This window comes from Mucilaginibacter rivuli (assembly GCF_019391655.1).
GTDB lineage: Bacteria > Bacteroidota > Bacteroidia > Sphingobacteriales > Sphingobacteriaceae > Mucilaginibacter > Mucilaginibacter rivuli.
In genome coordinates this window covers 263,343-279,068 of record NZ_JAHXPQ010000002.1, presented here as the reverse complement: position 1 = coordinate 279,068, position 15,726 = coordinate 263,343, and the positions used below count along the sequence as shown (strand labels likewise).

Annotated in this window: 17 protein-coding genes and 1 riboswitch; of the genes, 12 read left to right on the top strand and 5 right to left on the bottom strand. The window is 41.5% G+C overall.

The features are described from left to right. Nucleotides 1-2 precede the first annotated feature (2 nt). Nucleotides 3-833 carry an energy transducer TonB gene (locus tag KXQ82_RS05080; RefSeq protein ID WP_219487075.1) on the top strand — a complete coding sequence of 277 codons (831 nt, stop codon included), beginning with the start codon at nt 3-5 and terminating at the stop codon, nt 831-833. Nucleotides 834-876: 43 nt separating this feature from the next. Here the strand turns inward: KXQ82_RS05080 and KXQ82_RS05075 are convergent, their stop codons facing one another. After that, nucleotides 877-1,413 (bottom strand): pyridoxamine 5'-phosphate oxidase family protein, encoded by a 537-nt coding sequence (locus KXQ82_RS05075; RefSeq protein WP_219487074.1) that lies wholly within the window; start codon nt 1,411-1,413, stop codon nt 877-879. A 153-nt stretch (nt 1,414-1,566) separates the two neighbouring features. Here KXQ82_RS05075 and KXQ82_RS05070 point away from each other — a divergent pair, with 153 nt between their 5' ends. From KXQ82_RS05070 to KXQ82_RS05035, 8 genes are all read left to right on the top strand, one after another. Then, the gene (locus KXQ82_RS05070; protein WP_219487073.1) at nt 1,567-2,562 is read left to right on the top strand and encodes a Gfo/Idh/MocA family protein; all 996 of its coding nucleotides are present in this window, start codon (nt 1,567-1,569) and stop codon (nt 2,560-2,562) included. A gap of 19 nt (nt 2,563-2,581) precedes the next feature. Beyond that, a complete protein-coding gene (locus KXQ82_RS05065) occupies nt 2,582-3,709 on the top strand; it encodes an XdhC family protein (protein WP_219487072.1) in 1,128 nt (375 codons plus the stop codon). Then, nucleotides 3,706-4,281, top strand: a complete 576-nt coding sequence (locus KXQ82_RS05060) for a nucleotidyltransferase family protein (protein ID WP_219487071.1) — start codon at nt 3,706-3,708, stop codon at nt 4,279-4,281. Before KXQ82_RS05065 ends, KXQ82_RS05060 begins: the two co-directional genes overlap by 4 nt. A gap of 82 nt (nt 4,282-4,363) precedes the next feature. Then, on the top strand, nt 4,364-4,771 hold the full coding sequence (locus KXQ82_RS05055) for a response regulator (protein ID WP_219487070.1): 408 nt from the start codon (nt 4,364-4,366) through the stop codon (nt 4,769-4,771). 110 nt (nt 4,772-4,881) lie between these two features. Further along, a complete protein-coding gene (locus KXQ82_RS05050) occupies nt 4,882-5,940 on the top strand; it encodes a type III polyketide synthase (RefSeq protein WP_219487069.1) in 1,059 nt (352 codons plus the stop codon). Nucleotide 5,941: 1 nt separating this feature from the next. Beyond that, nucleotides 5,942-6,436: an isoprenylcysteine carboxyl methyltransferase family protein gene (locus tag KXQ82_RS05045; protein ID WP_219487068.1), complete on the top strand. Its 495-nt coding sequence runs from the start codon at nt 5,942-5,944 to the stop codon at nt 6,434-6,436. Nucleotides 6,437-6,520: 84 nt separating this feature from the next. Beyond that, a complete protein-coding gene (locus KXQ82_RS05040; RefSeq protein WP_219487067.1) occupies nt 6,521-7,660 on the top strand; it encodes a glycoside hydrolase family 88/105 protein in 1,140 nt (379 codons plus the stop codon). Between the two features lie 89 nt (nt 7,661-7,749). Beyond that, nucleotides 7,750-9,282 carry a malate:quinone oxidoreductase gene (locus KXQ82_RS05035; protein WP_369412429.1) on the top strand — a complete coding sequence of 511 codons (1,533 nt, stop codon included), beginning with the start codon at nt 7,750-7,752 and terminating at the stop codon, nt 9,280-9,282. A gap of 102 nt (nt 9,283-9,384) precedes the next feature. Here KXQ82_RS05035 and KXQ82_RS05030 read toward each other — a convergent pair whose 3' ends face one another. Continuing rightward, on the bottom strand, nt 9,385-10,074 hold the full coding sequence (locus KXQ82_RS05030; RefSeq protein WP_219487065.1) for a pseudouridine synthase: 690 nt from the start codon (nt 10,072-10,074) through the stop codon (nt 9,385-9,387). A 116-nt stretch (nt 10,075-10,190) separates the two neighbouring features. On the opposite strand from KXQ82_RS05030, the gene KXQ82_RS05025 reads away from it, so the two are divergent. Both KXQ82_RS05025 and KXQ82_RS05020 read left to right on the top strand, forming a co-directional pair. Next, complete coding sequence (locus KXQ82_RS05025; RefSeq protein WP_219487064.1) at nt 10,191-10,790, top strand: porin family protein; 600 nt, start codon at nt 10,191-10,193, stop codon at nt 10,788-10,790. A gap of 4 nt (nt 10,791-10,794) precedes the next feature. After that, a complete protein-coding gene (locus KXQ82_RS05020) occupies nt 10,795-11,151 on the top strand; it encodes a TfoX/Sxy family protein (RefSeq protein WP_219487063.1) in 357 nt (118 codons plus the stop codon). Between the two features lie 5 nt (nt 11,152-11,156). Here KXQ82_RS05020 and KXQ82_RS05015 read toward each other — a convergent pair whose 3' ends face one another. From KXQ82_RS05015 to KXQ82_RS05005, 3 genes are all read right to left on the bottom strand, one after another. Continuing rightward, nucleotides 11,157-11,411 (bottom strand): YtxH domain-containing protein, encoded by a 255-nt coding sequence (locus tag KXQ82_RS05015; RefSeq protein WP_219487062.1) that lies wholly within the window; start codon nt 11,409-11,411, stop codon nt 11,157-11,159. A 322-nt stretch (nt 11,412-11,733) separates the two neighbouring features. Beyond that, entirely contained in the window at nt 11,734-12,693 is a 960-nt protein-coding gene (locus tag KXQ82_RS05010; protein WP_219487061.1) for an MBL fold metallo-hydrolase, read from the bottom strand. Nucleotides 12,694-12,695: 2 nt separating this feature from the next. After that, complete coding sequence (locus KXQ82_RS05005; protein ID WP_219487060.1) at nt 12,696-13,679, bottom strand: hypothetical protein; 984 nt, start codon at nt 13,677-13,679, stop codon at nt 12,696-12,698. 138 nt (nt 13,680-13,817) lie between these two features. Here KXQ82_RS05005 and KXQ82_RS05000 point away from each other — a divergent pair, with 138 nt between their 5' ends. After that, on the top strand, nt 13,818-15,410 hold the full coding sequence (locus KXQ82_RS05000) for a peptide chain release factor 3 (protein WP_219487059.1): 1,593 nt from the start codon (nt 13,818-13,820) through the stop codon (nt 15,408-15,410). A 71-nt stretch (nt 15,411-15,481) separates the two neighbouring features. Beyond that, a riboswitch (cobalamin riboswitch) is annotated at nt 15,482-15,670 on the top strand. Nucleotides 15,671-15,726: the final 56 nt, after the last annotated feature.

Below are 15,726 nucleotides of genomic sequence, written 5' to 3'. Positions count from 1 at the left end.
CCATGTTAAAAGATAAAATAGACATTATGAAAAGCGGCTGGCTCAACCTTGTTTTTGCCAACCGTAACCAGGCTTACGGCGCTTATCAGCTGCGTAAGGAGAATGCGCGGAATACCAATAAAGCGCTTACCATTGCCTTAACATTATTTGTTGTGGTGCTGGCATCCCCAACTATTGCCAATATCATTAAGGGATACATCCCGGCGGCAGACCCCAAACCAGTGAACGTTGAGAATATCGTGCTACCACCGCCACCAAGTATTGAAAAGGTTATCCCTCCGCCACCAGTGCACGAAGCACAGAGGCCACATAATGACATGGTGCGCTTTCCGCCACCCGTTGTGCGGCCAGACCCCGAGGTGAGCGAAACCCCGCCTACTGATAAAGATCTGGAAAAAGCAGATGTAGGTTCTAAAACTTTAAAAGGAGAGCTTGGCAACCCCATTACGGTTGATGAACCCGTTGGACCTGCAGAAAAAGGGCCATCAATTACCGAAGAAGATGCCAGCATACATAACGTTGGCACTATTGAGGTTGAACCTATGCCAATTGGCGGAATGGATAAATTTTACAGCTTTTTAGGCACTAAAATAAAATACCCGAATGCCGCAAAAGAAATTGGCACACAAGGAAAAGTAATACTCTCTTTTGTTGTAGAAAAAGACGGTAGCCTCACTGATATAAAAGCTGTACGCGATCCCGGTAACGGGCTTGGTGATGAAGCGATAAGGGTATTAAAACTTGCCCCACATTGGATTCCTGGTATTCAGAATGGAAGAAAGGTGCGGGTGCAATACAATATACCTGTAAACTTTAATCTTGATAACCAATAATGTTAAAATAATAGCGATGGTTTAAACCCATCGCTATTATAAATTATACAGTGATCTTACCTTCTACAGAATCGTCCAAGGTCTGGCCTGTTACCAAACCGGCAATCATCTTAGCAAAAGCTACTAAATTACCATGCTTATTATCCCAATAATAACCTTGTGTTGGCGATACTTTTACAATGCTGATCCGTGGATCATCCTCTCCTTCGGTAAACCAGACTTTGGCCAATGGTTTCCAAAGTTCATGGATCTTGGCCTTATCAAAGCTGATCTCGGCAATACCATAAATATTTAAAAAGCCTGAGTGTGCCGATGCCTGGAAAAACAGGTGGACCATGGGGTCTTTTTCAATTTCTTTATTCATATCGCTATCCTTAGCGCTCAGGAACCAGAAGTTACCCTCATCATCAATTTGTTGCACCGCCATTGGTCGCGCTGAAACAGGCAGGCCCGTTTTAATGCTCGTGCATAAAAATCCAGTAGATGCCTTTTCGGCTATTTCTTTTATTTTCTTTACCGCGTCATTACCTTCCAATGGCTGGCGGGTGTCTTCGGGTTGATTTCTGTTAATCGAGTCCATAATTAGTTTTTCATATTAGTTATATATCGTCAACCCAAAAACACCTTAATTGTGTGAAATAAATTTAACTTTTAAGAAGTATTGTAATGAGATTGTGAGGTTGGCGTTCACATCAATTTTATACATTTGATCATCCAAAGTCGAAACCAAATCATGAAAACCAAAATACGCTGGGGAATATTAAGCACCGCCAAAATTGCACGCACACAGGTAATACCAGCCATGCAGCAAAGTAAACTTTGCGAAGTAACAGCTATTGCGTCGCGCGATGGGAAAAAGGCTGAACAAACGGCAAAAGAGCTGGGTATACCCAAGTTTTATTCAAACTATGAAGCGCTTTTTGCCGACCCTGATATTGATGCGATATACAACCCACTACCTAATGATATGCATGTTGAATATACGTTACAAGCCTTGCAGGCAGGTAAACATGTACTGTGTGAAAAGCCCATCGCTTTGAATGCGGAACAGGCACAACAATTAGCCGATGCCGCTAAACAATATCCACAGCTCAAACTGATGGAGGCTTTTATGTACCGCTTTCACCCGCAATGGCTAAAGGCCAAGGCTTTGGTTGATGAAGGCATTTTGGGCGAGGTTAAAACTATCCAGGCATTCTTTTCTTACTTTAATATTGATGCGGCTAACATCCGCAACAAGCCTGAAGCAGGTGGCGGCGCTTTAATGGATATTGGTTGTTATTGCATTTCGTTCCCGCGCTTTATTTTTGGTGGGGAGCCAAGGCAGGTAGTCAGCCTGATTGACCGCGACCCAATAATGCATACCGACCGGATCACATCCGCCATATTGGATTTTGGCGATGGGAAAAGTGCGACTTTCAGCTGCTCAACCCAAATGGAGCCGTACCAGCGTGTAAATATTTTCGGTACAAAAGGCAAGCTCGAAATTGAGATACCTGTGAACGCCCCTGCCGATGCGGCGGCTAAAATGTGGCTACAGGTAAATAAAGTAATTGATGAAATAACTGTTCCGGCAGTAAACCAGTACACATTACAGGGCGATGCATTTTCTCTTGCGATACTGAATGATACACCTGTACCTACCCCATTAACAGACGCCATAAATAACATGGCAGCCATTGATGCCATATTTAAAAGCGCAGAGCAAAAAACATGGATTAAATGTTAAATTTGTTTTCACGCCATAAATGAAAGAACTAAAAGACATAGTTAAAGCTTATGATACCGCGCTTAAAACTGGTAAACAAACCGCTTTGGCTACCGTGGTATTGGTAGAGGGCTCGGCCTACAGGCGTGCCGGTGCACGCATGCTCATTACCGAAGATGGCGAGCTTACCGGGGCCATAAGCGGCGGCTGCCTTGAAGGCGATGCCTTGCGCAAAGCTCGCCTGGCCATGGCGCATCAGCAACCCATGCTGGTTACTTATGATACCATGGACGATGATGATGCAAAGCTGGGCGTTGGACTGGGCTGCAATGGAATTATCCATATCCTGATAGAACCTGTTCATAATGCCCAGCCGAATAATCCGCTTGCGCTTATAAAATCGGTATTAAGTAAAAGGCAGAATGCGGTGTTGGTTACTATATTCTCCTTACAGGATAGGAAAGCCGATCAGCCTGGAACTTGCTATATGCTTACTGATGATGAGCAGATACAAAGTACAGTAAGGGATGCATCGTTTAAAAGCACAATAAACAAGGATGCGACTGAGGTGTTAAATCAAGGCGTATCAAAAACCAAAACCTATACCGCAGGTGTTGAGTACACAGGCTTTGTTGAACTCATAAAACCTGCTGTTTCACTGGTAATTATCGGGGCCGGTAACGATGCTATACCATTAACACAAATGGCGGCCATTTTAGGCTGGGAAACTACTGTTGTTGATGGCCGCCCGAATTATGCTTTGGCGGAACGTTTCCCTCAAGCAACACGGGTATTAGTGGCTAAGCCCGAACAGGTTTGCGCGCAATTAACATTTGATGAGCACACGGTAATGGTACTCATGACGCACAATTACAATTACGAATTAGCGCTATTGAAACAGATATTGCCTTTAAACCTGCCCTACCTGGGCATACTCGGCCCAAAGAAAAAACTGGAACGTATGTTAGGCGAACTGGAAGATAGCGGAACAACAATTACTGACCAGCATTTAAAAAGTATTTATGGCCCGGTAGGTTTAGATATTGGTTCGGAAGGGGCCGAAGAAATAGCTTTATCAGTAATTGCCGAAATTAAGGCGGTTTTGTCACAGCGAAATGGTTTATCATTAAAATATAAGTCGGCCACCATTCATGCAATTAGCCAATGATCGGGCTGATCATTTTAGCCGCAGGCGAATCGAGCCGAATGGGGCAACCTAAACAGCAATTACCATATAAAGGAAAAAGCTTATTGCAACATGCAATGCATACGGCGCTTTCATCGGTTTGTAAACCTGTTGTGGTTGTTTTGGGTGCTTACGCCGACGAAATATCACGTGAAATTAAGAGCGAGCCTGTTACTATCATTCACAACCAAGAATGGCAGGAAGGTATGGCATCATCAATTCGGTTGGGTATTGCTGAATTAGAAAAGGATCCACAAATATCAAGCGTCGTGATTATGCTTTGCGATCAGCCTTTTGTTGATACCACACTGGTAAACGAACTGGTAAACCAGCAAAAAAATACCAGGAAAGGCATTATTGCTTGCTCCTACAATGACACTATTGGTGTACCCGTATTGTTTACCCGCATTTATTTTGAGCGGTTAATGCTATTGCAAGGGACCGAGGGCGCAAAAAAAATATTAACGCAGTATCCGCATGATATGGCTGTTATTCCGTTTGCGCCGGGGAGTATTGATATTGATACACAATCGGACTATGATAATTTGATGTAACATTTACGTAAAAACACGCAAAATCATTAACTTTCATAAAAATTTCATTTTTACTTGTAAATTTGTGATAATTAATTAGTTGATGATGTATAAGGCCCTTGTAATTGATGACGACCCGATCTTTCAGTACATAGCTGAAAAGATATTTAAAAAAACAAACTTGTTTATTGAGACCGGTTGTTTTTTAGATGCCCGTTCTGCATTGGATTTTTTGGACAAAAACAAAGAGAATGTAGAATTATTACCCGACATCATCCTGCTTGATCTGTACATGCCATCGCTTAGTGGTTGGGAATTTTTAAATCGTTACGATGAAATGTGCGATACCTTAAAGAAAAAGATACCTGTTTATATCCTTACTTCATCTGTTGATCCTAAAGAAATAGCCCGCTCAAAAAGCCACCCGTCGGTTAAGGCCTTCACATCAAAACCTATGACTTTTGAGTTTGTACACGATCTGTATAGAGACTGCAAATTAATAGCAAGCTAAACACCATTTAGCAGTTTCTGTCGTTTATTATATTGTAAATTAGCCTCTGGCATAAAACAATCAGTGTTTATACCGGTTGATAATATACATTTAATAAACCCGCCTCATTAATGTCTTTTATTGCAGCAGTTTCAAAAATTGAGCTCCCCCACAAAGTTAGCCAGCAGGATGTAAAGAACCAGGCACGCGAGATGTTCATGGTTGACTTCCCTCAAGTTGATCGCCTCATACATGCTTTTGACAATACGGAGATCATATCCCGAAACTTTGTTAAACCACTGAGTTACTATGCCGAAAACACCACTTTTGAGCAGCGTAATGATGAGTATAACCAATGGGCATTGCATTATTCTGTCGAGGCAATAGAGGCTGTTTTACCCAAAGCCGGAATAAAAAAAGAAGATATAACCGATATTATATTTGTATCGACAACCGGGCTTGCTACGCCAAGCATTGATGCGCAAATTATAAACCAAATGCATTTAAACCCACATATTAACCGCCTGCCACTTTGGGGGTTAGGTTGTGCTGGCGGTGTATCCGGAATGGCAAAGGCCAATACATTGGCAAAGGCCAACCCCGATGCTGTAGTTTTGTTGATCGCGGTTGAATTGTGTTCGCTTACGCTGATAAAAAACGATTACAGCAAAAGCAACTTTATAGGGTCGAGCCTGTTTTCTGATGGCATTGTGGCTTGTATTGTAAAAGGGGATAATCATCCGGCACCAGCCAAAAAAATAGCTTACAAAGCAGCAAGCAGCAAATTATATTATGATTCGTTGGACGTGATGGGCTGGCAATTCCAGGAAAAAGGTTTTAAAGTGGTATTCTCAAAAGATATACCTACTTTCATTCACGAGAATATACTTGCCGATATTACTGAGTTTCTGTCAAGGCATAACTTAACTTTAAACGACATTAAGAATTTCATTTTCCATCCGGGAGGTAAGAAGGTTTTAGATGCTTACCGCGATGCCTTAAATATCGATGGCGATTTTCTAAAAAACACCCGCGAAACCATGAACGATAATGGCAACATGTCGAGCGCTACTGTTTTATACGTGCTGGAAAAATTCATATCGCAAGGTTTTGAAAATGGTTATGGTTTGATGCTGGCTATGGGGCCCGGTTTTTCGAGCGAGATGGTTTTACTGGATATGAAAAACTAACATGATGGTATTTGTACTCTTTATTTCATTTTTAATAGCCCAACGCCTTTTCGAATTGCTCATATCATCGCGAAATGAAAAATGGTTACTGGCTCAAGGCGCTGTAGAGTATGGTAAAGAGCATTACCCTTTTATGGTATCCATGCATACATTGTTCATCATTTCGGTTATCGGCGAATACATCTGGCGGGGCGATACGGGTGTTAACTACATCCTGTTAGTATTATTTTTCATCCTTATAGGCATTAAAGCTATCGTCATATCAACTTTAGGTTATTACTGGAATACTAAAATATACAAAGTGCCCGGTACACGCCCTGTTGCCACCGGGATTTACAAATATGTAAAGCATCCCAATTATATCATCGTGATCTGCGAAATAGCTATTATACCACTAACCTTTCACCTGTATTATACAGCCCTCGTTTTTACGCTATTAAATGCCGCCATGCTTACTGTTCGTATAAACAAAGAAAACCAAGTATTGGCAATGTAAAATCAGACTAAAAAATTAAGGATAGAATTAGGCTGGTTATTTGCATTATGCATTATATATTAGCCTGTCAATTAAACCAATTTTATGCTTCCTAAAAAAATTGTGCTCCCGTTTTTTGCTGTTTTGTATACACTCGGTGTATCTGCGCAAAGTACTGACACTACGTTTCAACCTAAAAACATTTTAAAAACAATGGAACGCGTTGCCGATTGGCAAATAAACACGTGGAAAGAAAAAGGATCAAAATACCCTAAATGGGATTGGACGAATGCCGCCTGCTATACCGGCATGATTGACTTAAGCAAAATGAGTAAAAATGATGCCTACCTGAAATACCTGCTTAGCGTTGGTAATGATGTAAACTGGAACACAGGGCCACGCCGTACTCATGCAGATGATTATTGTATAGGCCAAACCTTTGCCAACCTTTACATGCTGTATAAGGATGATAAAATGATAGCCAAATTCAGAGCGCAGGCCGATAGTATTGTTACGGCACCTCATACAGAATCGTTAGAATGGAAAAACCGCATCCAAACACGCGAATGGGCATGGTGCGATGCAATGTTTATGGCTCCTACCAGTTTAAGTTATCTTTCAACCGCTACGCATGATTATAAATACCTTGATATTGCTACCAAACTGTGGTGGAAAACCTATGATTACCTGTACGACCCGGCAGAGCACCTTTACTTTCGTGATGGCAGTTATTTGAATAAAAAAGAAAAAAACGGGCAAAAAATATTTTGGTCGCGCGGTAATGGCTGGGTATTGGCCGGCCTGGTACGGGTGTTAGATAATATGCCGGCAAAATATCCGGAAAGAAAGAAGTTTATTTCGCTTTATAAAGATATGGCGGCCAGGATAGCATCGTTACAACAACCTGATGGCAGCTGGCATGCCTCGCTGCTTGATCCGGAAAGTTTTCCTGTAAAAGAAACCAGCGGAACAGGTTTTTACACTTATGCCCTGCTTTGGGGATTGAATAACAAAATTCTGGATAAAAAAACATATTGGCCTGTAGTTGAAAAAGCATGGGCCGCGCTGGAAAGCTCGGTTCACCCGGATGGCATGCTTGGCTATGTACAAAAGGTAGGCGCATCGCCTGATAAGGTTGATGATAGTAGTACCGAAGTATATGGAGTTGGCGCGTTTTTATTAACCGGTACACAGTTATGCAAATACGTAGAACATAACGGCGTCCCAAAAAACAAGAAAAGGTAAGCTAAATAGGCATCATAACCAATTTGTCATTTTATTACAAATAAAGCCATTTTCTTGCCATTGTTTCTATAAAATCAACTTATCTTTGTATTGTTAATAAGAAAAAGATGAGTAAGAAAACTATCTCTGCTGCTGCTGACCCTGATGTTGTGCTGATCGGCGCAGGAATTATGAGCGCCACTTTAGGTGTGATGCTCAAGGCTTTACAGCCCGACCTGACAATAGAAATTTTTGAAAGACTTGATATTGTAGCCGGCGAAAGCTCGGATGCATGGAACAACGCAGGCACCGGTCACTCGGCCTTATGCGAGCTAAATTATACCCCACAACTGGCCGATGGCTCGATAGAGACCGCGAAAGCTGTAAAAATTGCCGAACAATTTGAAGTATCTAAAGAGTTTTGGGCATATCTTGTTGAGCAAAACCTGGTTGGCAAACCTGAAGAATTTATTAGGAGCATACCACACATGAGCTTTGTTTGGGGTGATGAGAATGTTGACTACCTGAATAAACGCCATACTGCGTTAGAGCAATTCCATTTGTTTAAAGGTATGCAATACTCCGAAGACCCTGAGCAATTGAAAGAATGGATGCCTTTGGTAATGGATGGGCGTGAGGAAGGCCAAAAAGTTGCTGCTACACGCATGGAAATTGGCACCGATGTTAATTTTGGTGCTTTAAGCGGGCAATTATTTAAATACCTGAACAAACAACCAGGTGTAATAATGCACATGAACCACGAGGTGCGCGACCTTAAACAGGATGCCAACAAAAACTGGGAAATAACGGTTAAAAACTTAGGTAACAAAAAGAAACGTAAGCTTAAAACCAAGTTTGTGTTTATTGGCGCCGGTGGCGGCTCGTTGCTGTTGCTTGAAAAAGCAGCTATACCCGAAGGAAAAGGTTTTGGTGGTTTTCCCGTTAGCGGACAATGGTTAAAATGCACCAATCCTGAGGTTATTGAACAACACCAGGCAAAGGTTTATGGTAAAGCATCTGTTGGTGCGCCACCAATGTCTGTACCGCATTTGGATACCCGCATGATCGATGGCCGTAAAGAGTTGTTGTTTGGCCCTTATGCAGGCTTTTCAACCAAGTTTTTAAAACATGGCTCGTTGCTGGATCTTCCGTCATCTATCAAAGTGAATAATATCCGCCCCATGCTTTCTGCGGGTTTAGATAACCTGCCGTTAACCAAATATTTGATAGACCAGGTACGCCAATCGCCGCAAGACAGGTTAGAAGCCCTTAAAGAATATTGCCCTACTGCCAAAATGGACGACTGGGAACTTGAAGTTGCAGGCCAGCGCGTACAGGTAATTAAAAAAGACCCCGAGCATGGCGGCATACTAGAGTTTGGCACCGAGGTAGTTACCGCAGGCGATGGCAGCATAGCTTGTTTATTAGGTGCATCGCCGGGTGCATCAACATCGGTATCTATTATGCTTGGCTTATTAGAGCGTTGCTTTGCAGGAAAACTATACACCGAAACATGGCAATCAAAATTACGCGAAATGATACCATCATACGGAAAATCATTAGCAAAAGATGAGCAGTTGCTGGAAGAAACACGCGCCAGAACAAGCGAAATTCTGGAACTGGTTGAATTAGAAACAGCTTAATAAGTTCGTTATTATATTTAAAGGGCAATTTGCTGATGAGGCAGGTTGCCCTTTTTTGTTATGATTCGTAAAGATTGGACAACTTTTAAAAAGTTGTCCAATCTAAGTCCTCCACCCCATCAGCTCCATTACCCTCAAAAATTCAGGTTGTAAAGGCGCATTTATAATAATGGCATCGTTTGTAACGGGATGGCAAAAGTTAAGTTGCGATGCATGCAGCAGCATGGTTTCCATTTCCCAGCGCTCTTTAAACAACTTGTTTTGCTTATTGCAACCGTGGGTTCTATCGCCAATAATGGGGTGAAATATATGTGCAAAGTGTTTACGTAGTTGGTGCATGCGGCCGGTTTGAGGCTTGGCCTCCACTAATGAGTATCGTGATGTTGGGTGATTACCTAAGGGTACATTTAACTCGGCGCGGTTAAGGGTTTTGTAGCGGGTCAGGGCATCTTGCAAAGTACCATTCTCTTTGCGTAAGGGATAATCTATTTCTTCGTCATCAGGCGTGTGCCCACGTACTATAGCGAGGTAGGTTTTAGCCACACAGTTTTCCATAAACTGTACCTGCATGGCCTTCTCTGTATCTTTATCCAAAGCAAACAGCAATACACCGCCGGTTTTACGGTCCAGCCGGTGTGCCGGGAAAACAGTCTGCCCAATCTGGTCGCGCAAAATTTGCAGGGCAAACTCACTGGCATCCGCGGCTATGGATGAACGGTGTACCAGCAGCCCGTGGGGCTTGTTAATAGCTATAAGCTGTTCGTCCCTAAATAAAATATCTAATACAGGCATATCGCCGCTAAGGTAGGCCTTTGTTTTATTTTATAAACAAACTGATCTTTTATGCGTTTAGTTATAAAATTTGAAACCTTTATTTACTTTTACCCAATTCAACAAATAAACCGGCTATGAAAAAGATCGCTATACTACTTACCTTAACATTAGGCACAACATTATATGCTTCGGCACAATTGATACCCAGCTTCCAGTTTGGTGTTAAGGGCGGATTAAACCTGGCACAAATATCAACCGATGGCAGCACAACCTTTAGCAGCGATAACCGTGCGGGCTATAACGTAGGTGTTTACGCACGTATAGGTGCCTTAGGCCTCAACCTGCAACCCGAAGTTTACTATGCCAGCAAAAGCTCGAAGGTTACCGATGGCGCGGGTAATACCAATACCGTAACCTTTAACAGTATTGATGTACCTATCCTTTTAGGTTATAAATTTGGAGCATTTGGTATTGGTGGCCGTTTAAACTTTGGCCCTGTGGTGTCATTCCTGCTTACTAAAGACCAAAGCTTTAGCAGCGCTTTAGGTAGTGTTGCAACAGGCCGTAATTACCGCGACCAGGATTACGCATTGCAATTTGGTGCCGGGCTGGATATCAAAAAACTATCTATCGACCTGCGTTACGAAAAAGGCCTGAACACCTTGAACAGTAACGACAGCAATTACCAGGATAAACTAAACCTGTTTAACCTGAGCTTAGGTATCGGATTCTAGAAAAATGGCATACGACCATCACCTGGCCGACAGGCTGCGCGAGGCACTTATGGATTTGCCAAACGTAGAAGAAAAGAAGATGTTTAGCGGCGTTACCTTTATGGTAGATGGCAAAATGTGCATTTGTGTAAGCCACGATAATTTATTGTGCCGTATAGGCCCTGATAAATTTGAAGAAGCTTTAGAAATGAATGGTTGCCAGGCTATGATAATGAAAGGCAAAACCATGAAAGGTTACGTGTACGTAAACCCGGAAGGTTTTAACACCAAAAAAGAGCTTGACTATTGGATAAACCTGTGCATTGCTTATAATAGCCAGGCAAAGCCAACTAAAAAGAAGAAAGCAAAAAACACAGATTAAGTTTATTATATGATGGCGTGTTCTACGTCATCATATTGATACATATCGGCATTGTTGTTTAGCATAGAAACTACCAGGCCGCCTGTAAAGCCTACAAGCTCATCAAATTTATTGGCGGCGTTACCGCTGAGGTTTTTAACCGAATTGCTTAATTTTTCACGATTTTCGCTGCCTTTACGTGGCGCAAATAACATACCTAATGTAATTCCTGCGGCTACTCCTGCAAGTAAAAGTGCTGCTGATTTTGAAGTACTGCTCATAACTTTATTAATTGTAACTTATAATCTGGTTTAATAGTTGCTTATTATTTACAACAACGCAATTTACTTAATTGTAGTGTAATTTACAAAAAACGCGCGCTGCGTTTTACCAAAATGACAATATTCATACCAAAAAGTGATACCATTATGCAAATTCGATAATTACATAACCACCTTATTGGATTATAACCCTTTAATTTTACGAAAACTTGCAGAAAAAAGTTGCAGCGAGCAGGGCATCATTTTTAGCGATGCGTATTTAGTCCATCAGATTTAGAAAGCAAATCCATAAAACGATGAGCACATTTGGGGAAATTACGCATCAAAACTGCAGGAGTTTGCCCTGTTGCGGATAGATAAGTTTTAAACCCAAGACATTCAGATCTGCTAATTGCTTTTTGATAGCCGGTATATGGTTACCGGCAGGTTTTAGATGCGTTATCACTATCGGGAAGTTTTTTAGCGCACCCGTTCCTGTAAGGGTAGAAAGCGCTTTCATCTCGTTCATCAGCAAACGTGGGGTAAGATGGCCGAAAAGTGATTTATCGGGCTGCTCATTAGGGAAGGATACTTCTATCATTATGCCCTTTAATTGTTGGGCTTTAGTAAGCGGCGCAACAGCCTCCCAAAGCTCCTTCATCCGAGTTGATTTTTCGATCTCATCGGCACCGGTATCGCCAAGGTAAAGTATGTAGTTATTATTGTTCCCTACCAAAAAAGCGGTGCTCTCGTAAGGGTTACCATGGCTTAAGGTAAAAGCTTTTACCGTCATGGTGGTATTATCCAGTGGAGTTTCCTTTCCGGGGATAAGCGCTGTGTAATGGTATTTGTTAAGCGCGGGTTTATCACCATCACTACCAAAATTAGCCCAGTTTTTCCAGGTGAAGTAATTATCGCGCAGCACATTGAGGGTGTATTGAAGTCCGTATACATTCTTCGCTGTATCGTCTGGTGAGTTCATGATCATGCCTGCCACATGGTCAAGGTGCGCGTGCGATATGCAATAGCCTTTGATGTATTTGCGTAGTACCGTTTCTTCATTAACAGTGAATATTTTATTGCTGATGGCTTTATCAATGCCTGCACATATGGTTCCGGCATCCAGGCATACATAAGCGTTTGAACCTGTTGGTGCCATCATGTAAGATGAGAGGTTGCTTTCATCGCCGCCGCCGAGTACGCCGAGGGGGATTACTTTGAAGGTGGATTGAGTTTGGGCGAGGGCGTTGGTTAGGCAAAATAAAATAATTATTAAGGGGAACTTTTTCAAAACAAACTTCATAATTAGTACTTCTCGTAATAATAAATTGACCGCGAAAACAATTCCCCATCTCTATAAAACAAGCTGTCAGTCACCTTTCCCACGTCATCATAAACATATTTTGTAGTTTCTATTCTTAGCTTTCCAGTATAGTGAGACTCTAAAATAATCTCAATCAACTGTCCCAAATGATTAAAGGTAAGTTTCTCCATTCCCATTTCCCCTTTTGGCTCTTTAAAAAATTTCTTTACCCTGTTTCCCCATCTATCATAAAACACATCTTCATCCGTAATTTCCGTTCCTTTCATTTTTGAAATATCAATATAGCTTTTATGGTGCCCAATTAAGGTATCCCCCTTAAGTGCATAATTCCAATCCTCTTTTTGGGTATAAGTGGTGGTAGGCGTATAATTCATAGATCGTAATTTTATCAATCTTCTTTTAGAATCATAAATATTATCACAATCTTCCATCAATACATGTTCGATAGGTGTTATTTTATCGTAGTCATAAAGCGTGTAATAGGATTTGGAATTAACGATATCACCCTTTGTGTTGAATTTATTTAATATTTCAGTAAAACTCGTATTTACAACTGATGGAGAATGGTCATAGAAGGTGTGCCTAACGTTATTGTTAAACTTATCATAATAATATCGGTTAGCTCTATCTTGTGTTGTATCAGAAATAATGTAGCCTTTCGAATTATATAAGTAAACATAATTCAAATAAGGTTTATTTTCATAGTACCGTGAGTAACCTATCAAATATCCTGCTTTATTAAAATCGGTTTTATAGAGCGTATCCTTGACTTTTTTATCAAGGAACTGGATCCTTATTTCGATAACACTTTTTATATGATTAGATACAATAATGCTTTTTTGCTTAATATCGTAATTACGACTGTCAATCGTCGTAAAAAATCGTCTGTCTTGGTGCAAATATTCCTGGGCAAATAGCTTGTTGCAAAAACAGCTTAATATTAATAGTAAAATCAGTTTTTTCATTACTGACGTTAAATGTAAATATTTTTTCATTAACAGCAATCTATCCAATACCATCCTAATCCGTGAAATCAAGCTTATAAATTATTATCTTTGCACCCTCATTAAAAACAGGCTGCATATTGCTCCGCAAACGCGTTTATGGTTTATCCCGAAATAGAAAGAAGAAAAACATTTGCCATTATTAGTCACCCCGATGCCGGTAAAACTACGCTTACCGAAAAGTTTCTACTTTTTGGTGGCGCTATAAATACCGCGGGGGCCGTAAAACGTAACAAGGCCAACCAAAGCAATACTTCCGATTTTATGGAGATCGAGAAGCAACGTGGTATATCGGTTGCTACATCGGTAATGGGTTTTGAGTATAAAGATAAACGCATCAACATTCTGGATACCCCCGGCCACAAGGATTTTGCCGAAGATACCTACCGTACCCTGAGCGCTGTGGATAGCGTTATTTTGGTGGTGGATAGTGTAAAAGGTGTGGAAGAGCAAACCCAAAAGCTGATGGCCGTTTGCCGGATGCGTAATACGCCTGTAATTATCTTCATCAATAAAATGGACCGTGAGGGTAAAGATACCTTTGACCTGTTGGATGAGATAGAGAAAGAACTAAACATTAGCCTATGCCCCCTATCGTGGCCTATTGGTCAGGGTTATACTTTTAAAGGGGTTTATAATATTTACGAAAAGCAACTCAACCTGTTCGACCCTGATAAGACCCGCATCACCGAATCGCTGATAGAGGTGAGCGACCTTGACGACGAAAAGCTTACGCGCCATTTAAAGCCAAAAGAGTTATCTACCTTAAAAGATGACTTAGAGCTGGTAGGCGGCATTTACGGCGAGTTGGATAAAGACATGTACCTTGAAGGTTTGCTGGCCCCGGTATTTTTTGGCAGTGCTATCAACAACTTTGGTATCCGCGAAATGTTAGATACCTTCATCAACATCGCGCCAAGCCCTAAAAGCCGCGAAGCTGAAACCCGCGAAGTATTGGCTACCGAAAAACCTTTTACGGGATTTGTTTTTAAGATACATGCCAACCTTGACCCTAACCACCGCGACCGCATAGCTTTTTTGCGGATAAGCAGCGGTAAGTTTGAGCGTAACAAGTTTTACTACCATACCCGTTTGGAGAAAAAGCTGAAATTCAGCAACCCGATGGACTTTATGGCCAACGAAAAAAGCCTTGTTGAAGAAGCCTGGCCTGGCGATGTTGTTGGATTATATGATAGCGGCAACTTTAAAATTGGCGATACGCTTACCGAGGGTGAGAAACTTCAGTTTAAGGGCATCCCAAGCTTCTCTCCCGAGATATTTAAGGAAGTAGAGAACCGTGACCCGCTCAAATCAAAACAACTGGAGAAGGGCATACAACAGCTTACAGAAGAGGGCGTGGCCCAGTTATTTGTTCAACAGCCGGGTAACCGCAAAATTATTGGCACCGTGGGCGAACTCCAGTTTGAAGTAATCAGTTTCCGTTTGGAACATGAGTATGGTGCAAAGGCCGCCTTCAGGATGCTGACCTTTAAGCGCTCAAGCTGGATCACATCTACAGATAAAAAGAAACTGGGCGAAATTATGCAGCGCCGCTCGCACAATATAGCTACTGATAAAGAAGGCAACCCGGTATTTTTAGCCGACAACGATTTTATGATCAACCTGGCTAAACGTGATTTTCCCGAGGTGGAGTTCCATACTACATCAGAACATAAAAAGGAAAAACAATAGCCAAGATTAAACAGTTCAGATTTACTGGCCCCAATTATATATATTTGCTGCCAGTAAGTTCTTTACTTTATTCTTCATCAACCGGTATAGGTTTTACTCAGGTAAATTAATAGGGAATCGTGTGCAAATCACGAGCTGTCGCGCAACTGTAAGTAATACAAAAGGTTTTTGCCAATTAAATCCACTGTTTGTTATTTAACAAATGGGAAGGAGGCAAAAATATTACAAGTCAGGAGACCTGCCCACACCGAATTGACAATGCTTTCGCGGTATAAAGCAATGGTCTGGCTTGATCTGTTAACTCAAATCTGTTTAT

Bases quoted from the DNA above. Each gene is read 5' to 3' on its own strand.
- KXQ82_RS05080 (WP_219487075.1), top strand. From the start codon at position 3: ATGTTAAAAGATAAAATAGACATTATGAAAAGCGGCTGGCTCAACCTT.
- KXQ82_RS05075 (WP_219487074.1), bottom strand. From the start codon at position 1,413: ATGGACTCGATTAACAGAAATCAACCCGAAGACACCCGCCAGCCATTG.
- KXQ82_RS05070 (WP_219487073.1), top strand. From the start codon at position 1,567: ATGAAAACCAAAATACGCTGGGGAATATTAAGCACCGCCAAAATTGCA.
- KXQ82_RS05065 (WP_219487072.1), top strand. From the start codon at position 2,582: ATGAAAGAACTAAAAGACATAGTTAAAGCTTATGATACCGCGCTTAAA.
- KXQ82_RS05060 (WP_219487071.1), top strand. From the start codon at position 3,706: ATGATCGGGCTGATCATTTTAGCCGCAGGCGAATCGAGCCGAATGGGG.
- KXQ82_RS05055 (WP_219487070.1), top strand. From the start codon at position 4,364: ATGATGTATAAGGCCCTTGTAATTGATGACGACCCGATCTTTCAGTAC.
- KXQ82_RS05050 (WP_219487069.1), top strand. From the start codon at position 4,882: ATGTCTTTTATTGCAGCAGTTTCAAAAATTGAGCTCCCCCACAAAGTT.
- KXQ82_RS05045 (WP_219487068.1), top strand. From the start codon at position 5,942: ATGATGGTATTTGTACTCTTTATTTCATTTTTAATAGCCCAACGCCTT.
- KXQ82_RS05040 (WP_219487067.1), top strand. From the start codon at position 6,521: ATGCTTCCTAAAAAAATTGTGCTCCCGTTTTTTGCTGTTTTGTATACA.
- KXQ82_RS05030 (WP_219487065.1), bottom strand. From the start codon at position 10,074: ATGCCTGTATTAGATATTTTATTTAGGGACGAACAGCTTATAGCTATT.
- KXQ82_RS05025 (WP_219487064.1), top strand. From the start codon at position 10,191: ATGAAAAAGATCGCTATACTACTTACCTTAACATTAGGCACAACATTA.
- KXQ82_RS05020 (WP_219487063.1), top strand. From the start codon at position 10,795: ATGGCATACGACCATCACCTGGCCGACAGGCTGCGCGAGGCACTTATG.
- KXQ82_RS05015 (WP_219487062.1), bottom strand. From the start codon at position 11,411: ATGAGCAGTACTTCAAAATCAGCAGCACTTTTACTTGCAGGAGTAGCC.
- KXQ82_RS05010 (WP_219487061.1), bottom strand. From the start codon at position 12,693: ATGAAGTTTGTTTTGAAAAAGTTCCCCTTAATAATTATTTTATTTTGC.
- KXQ82_RS05005 (WP_219487060.1), bottom strand. From the start codon at position 13,679: ATGAAAAAACTGATTTTACTATTAATATTAAGCTGTTTTTGCAACAAG.
- KXQ82_RS05000 (WP_219487059.1), top strand. From the start codon at position 13,818: ATGGTTTATCCCGAAATAGAAAGAAGAAAAACATTTGCCATTATTAGT.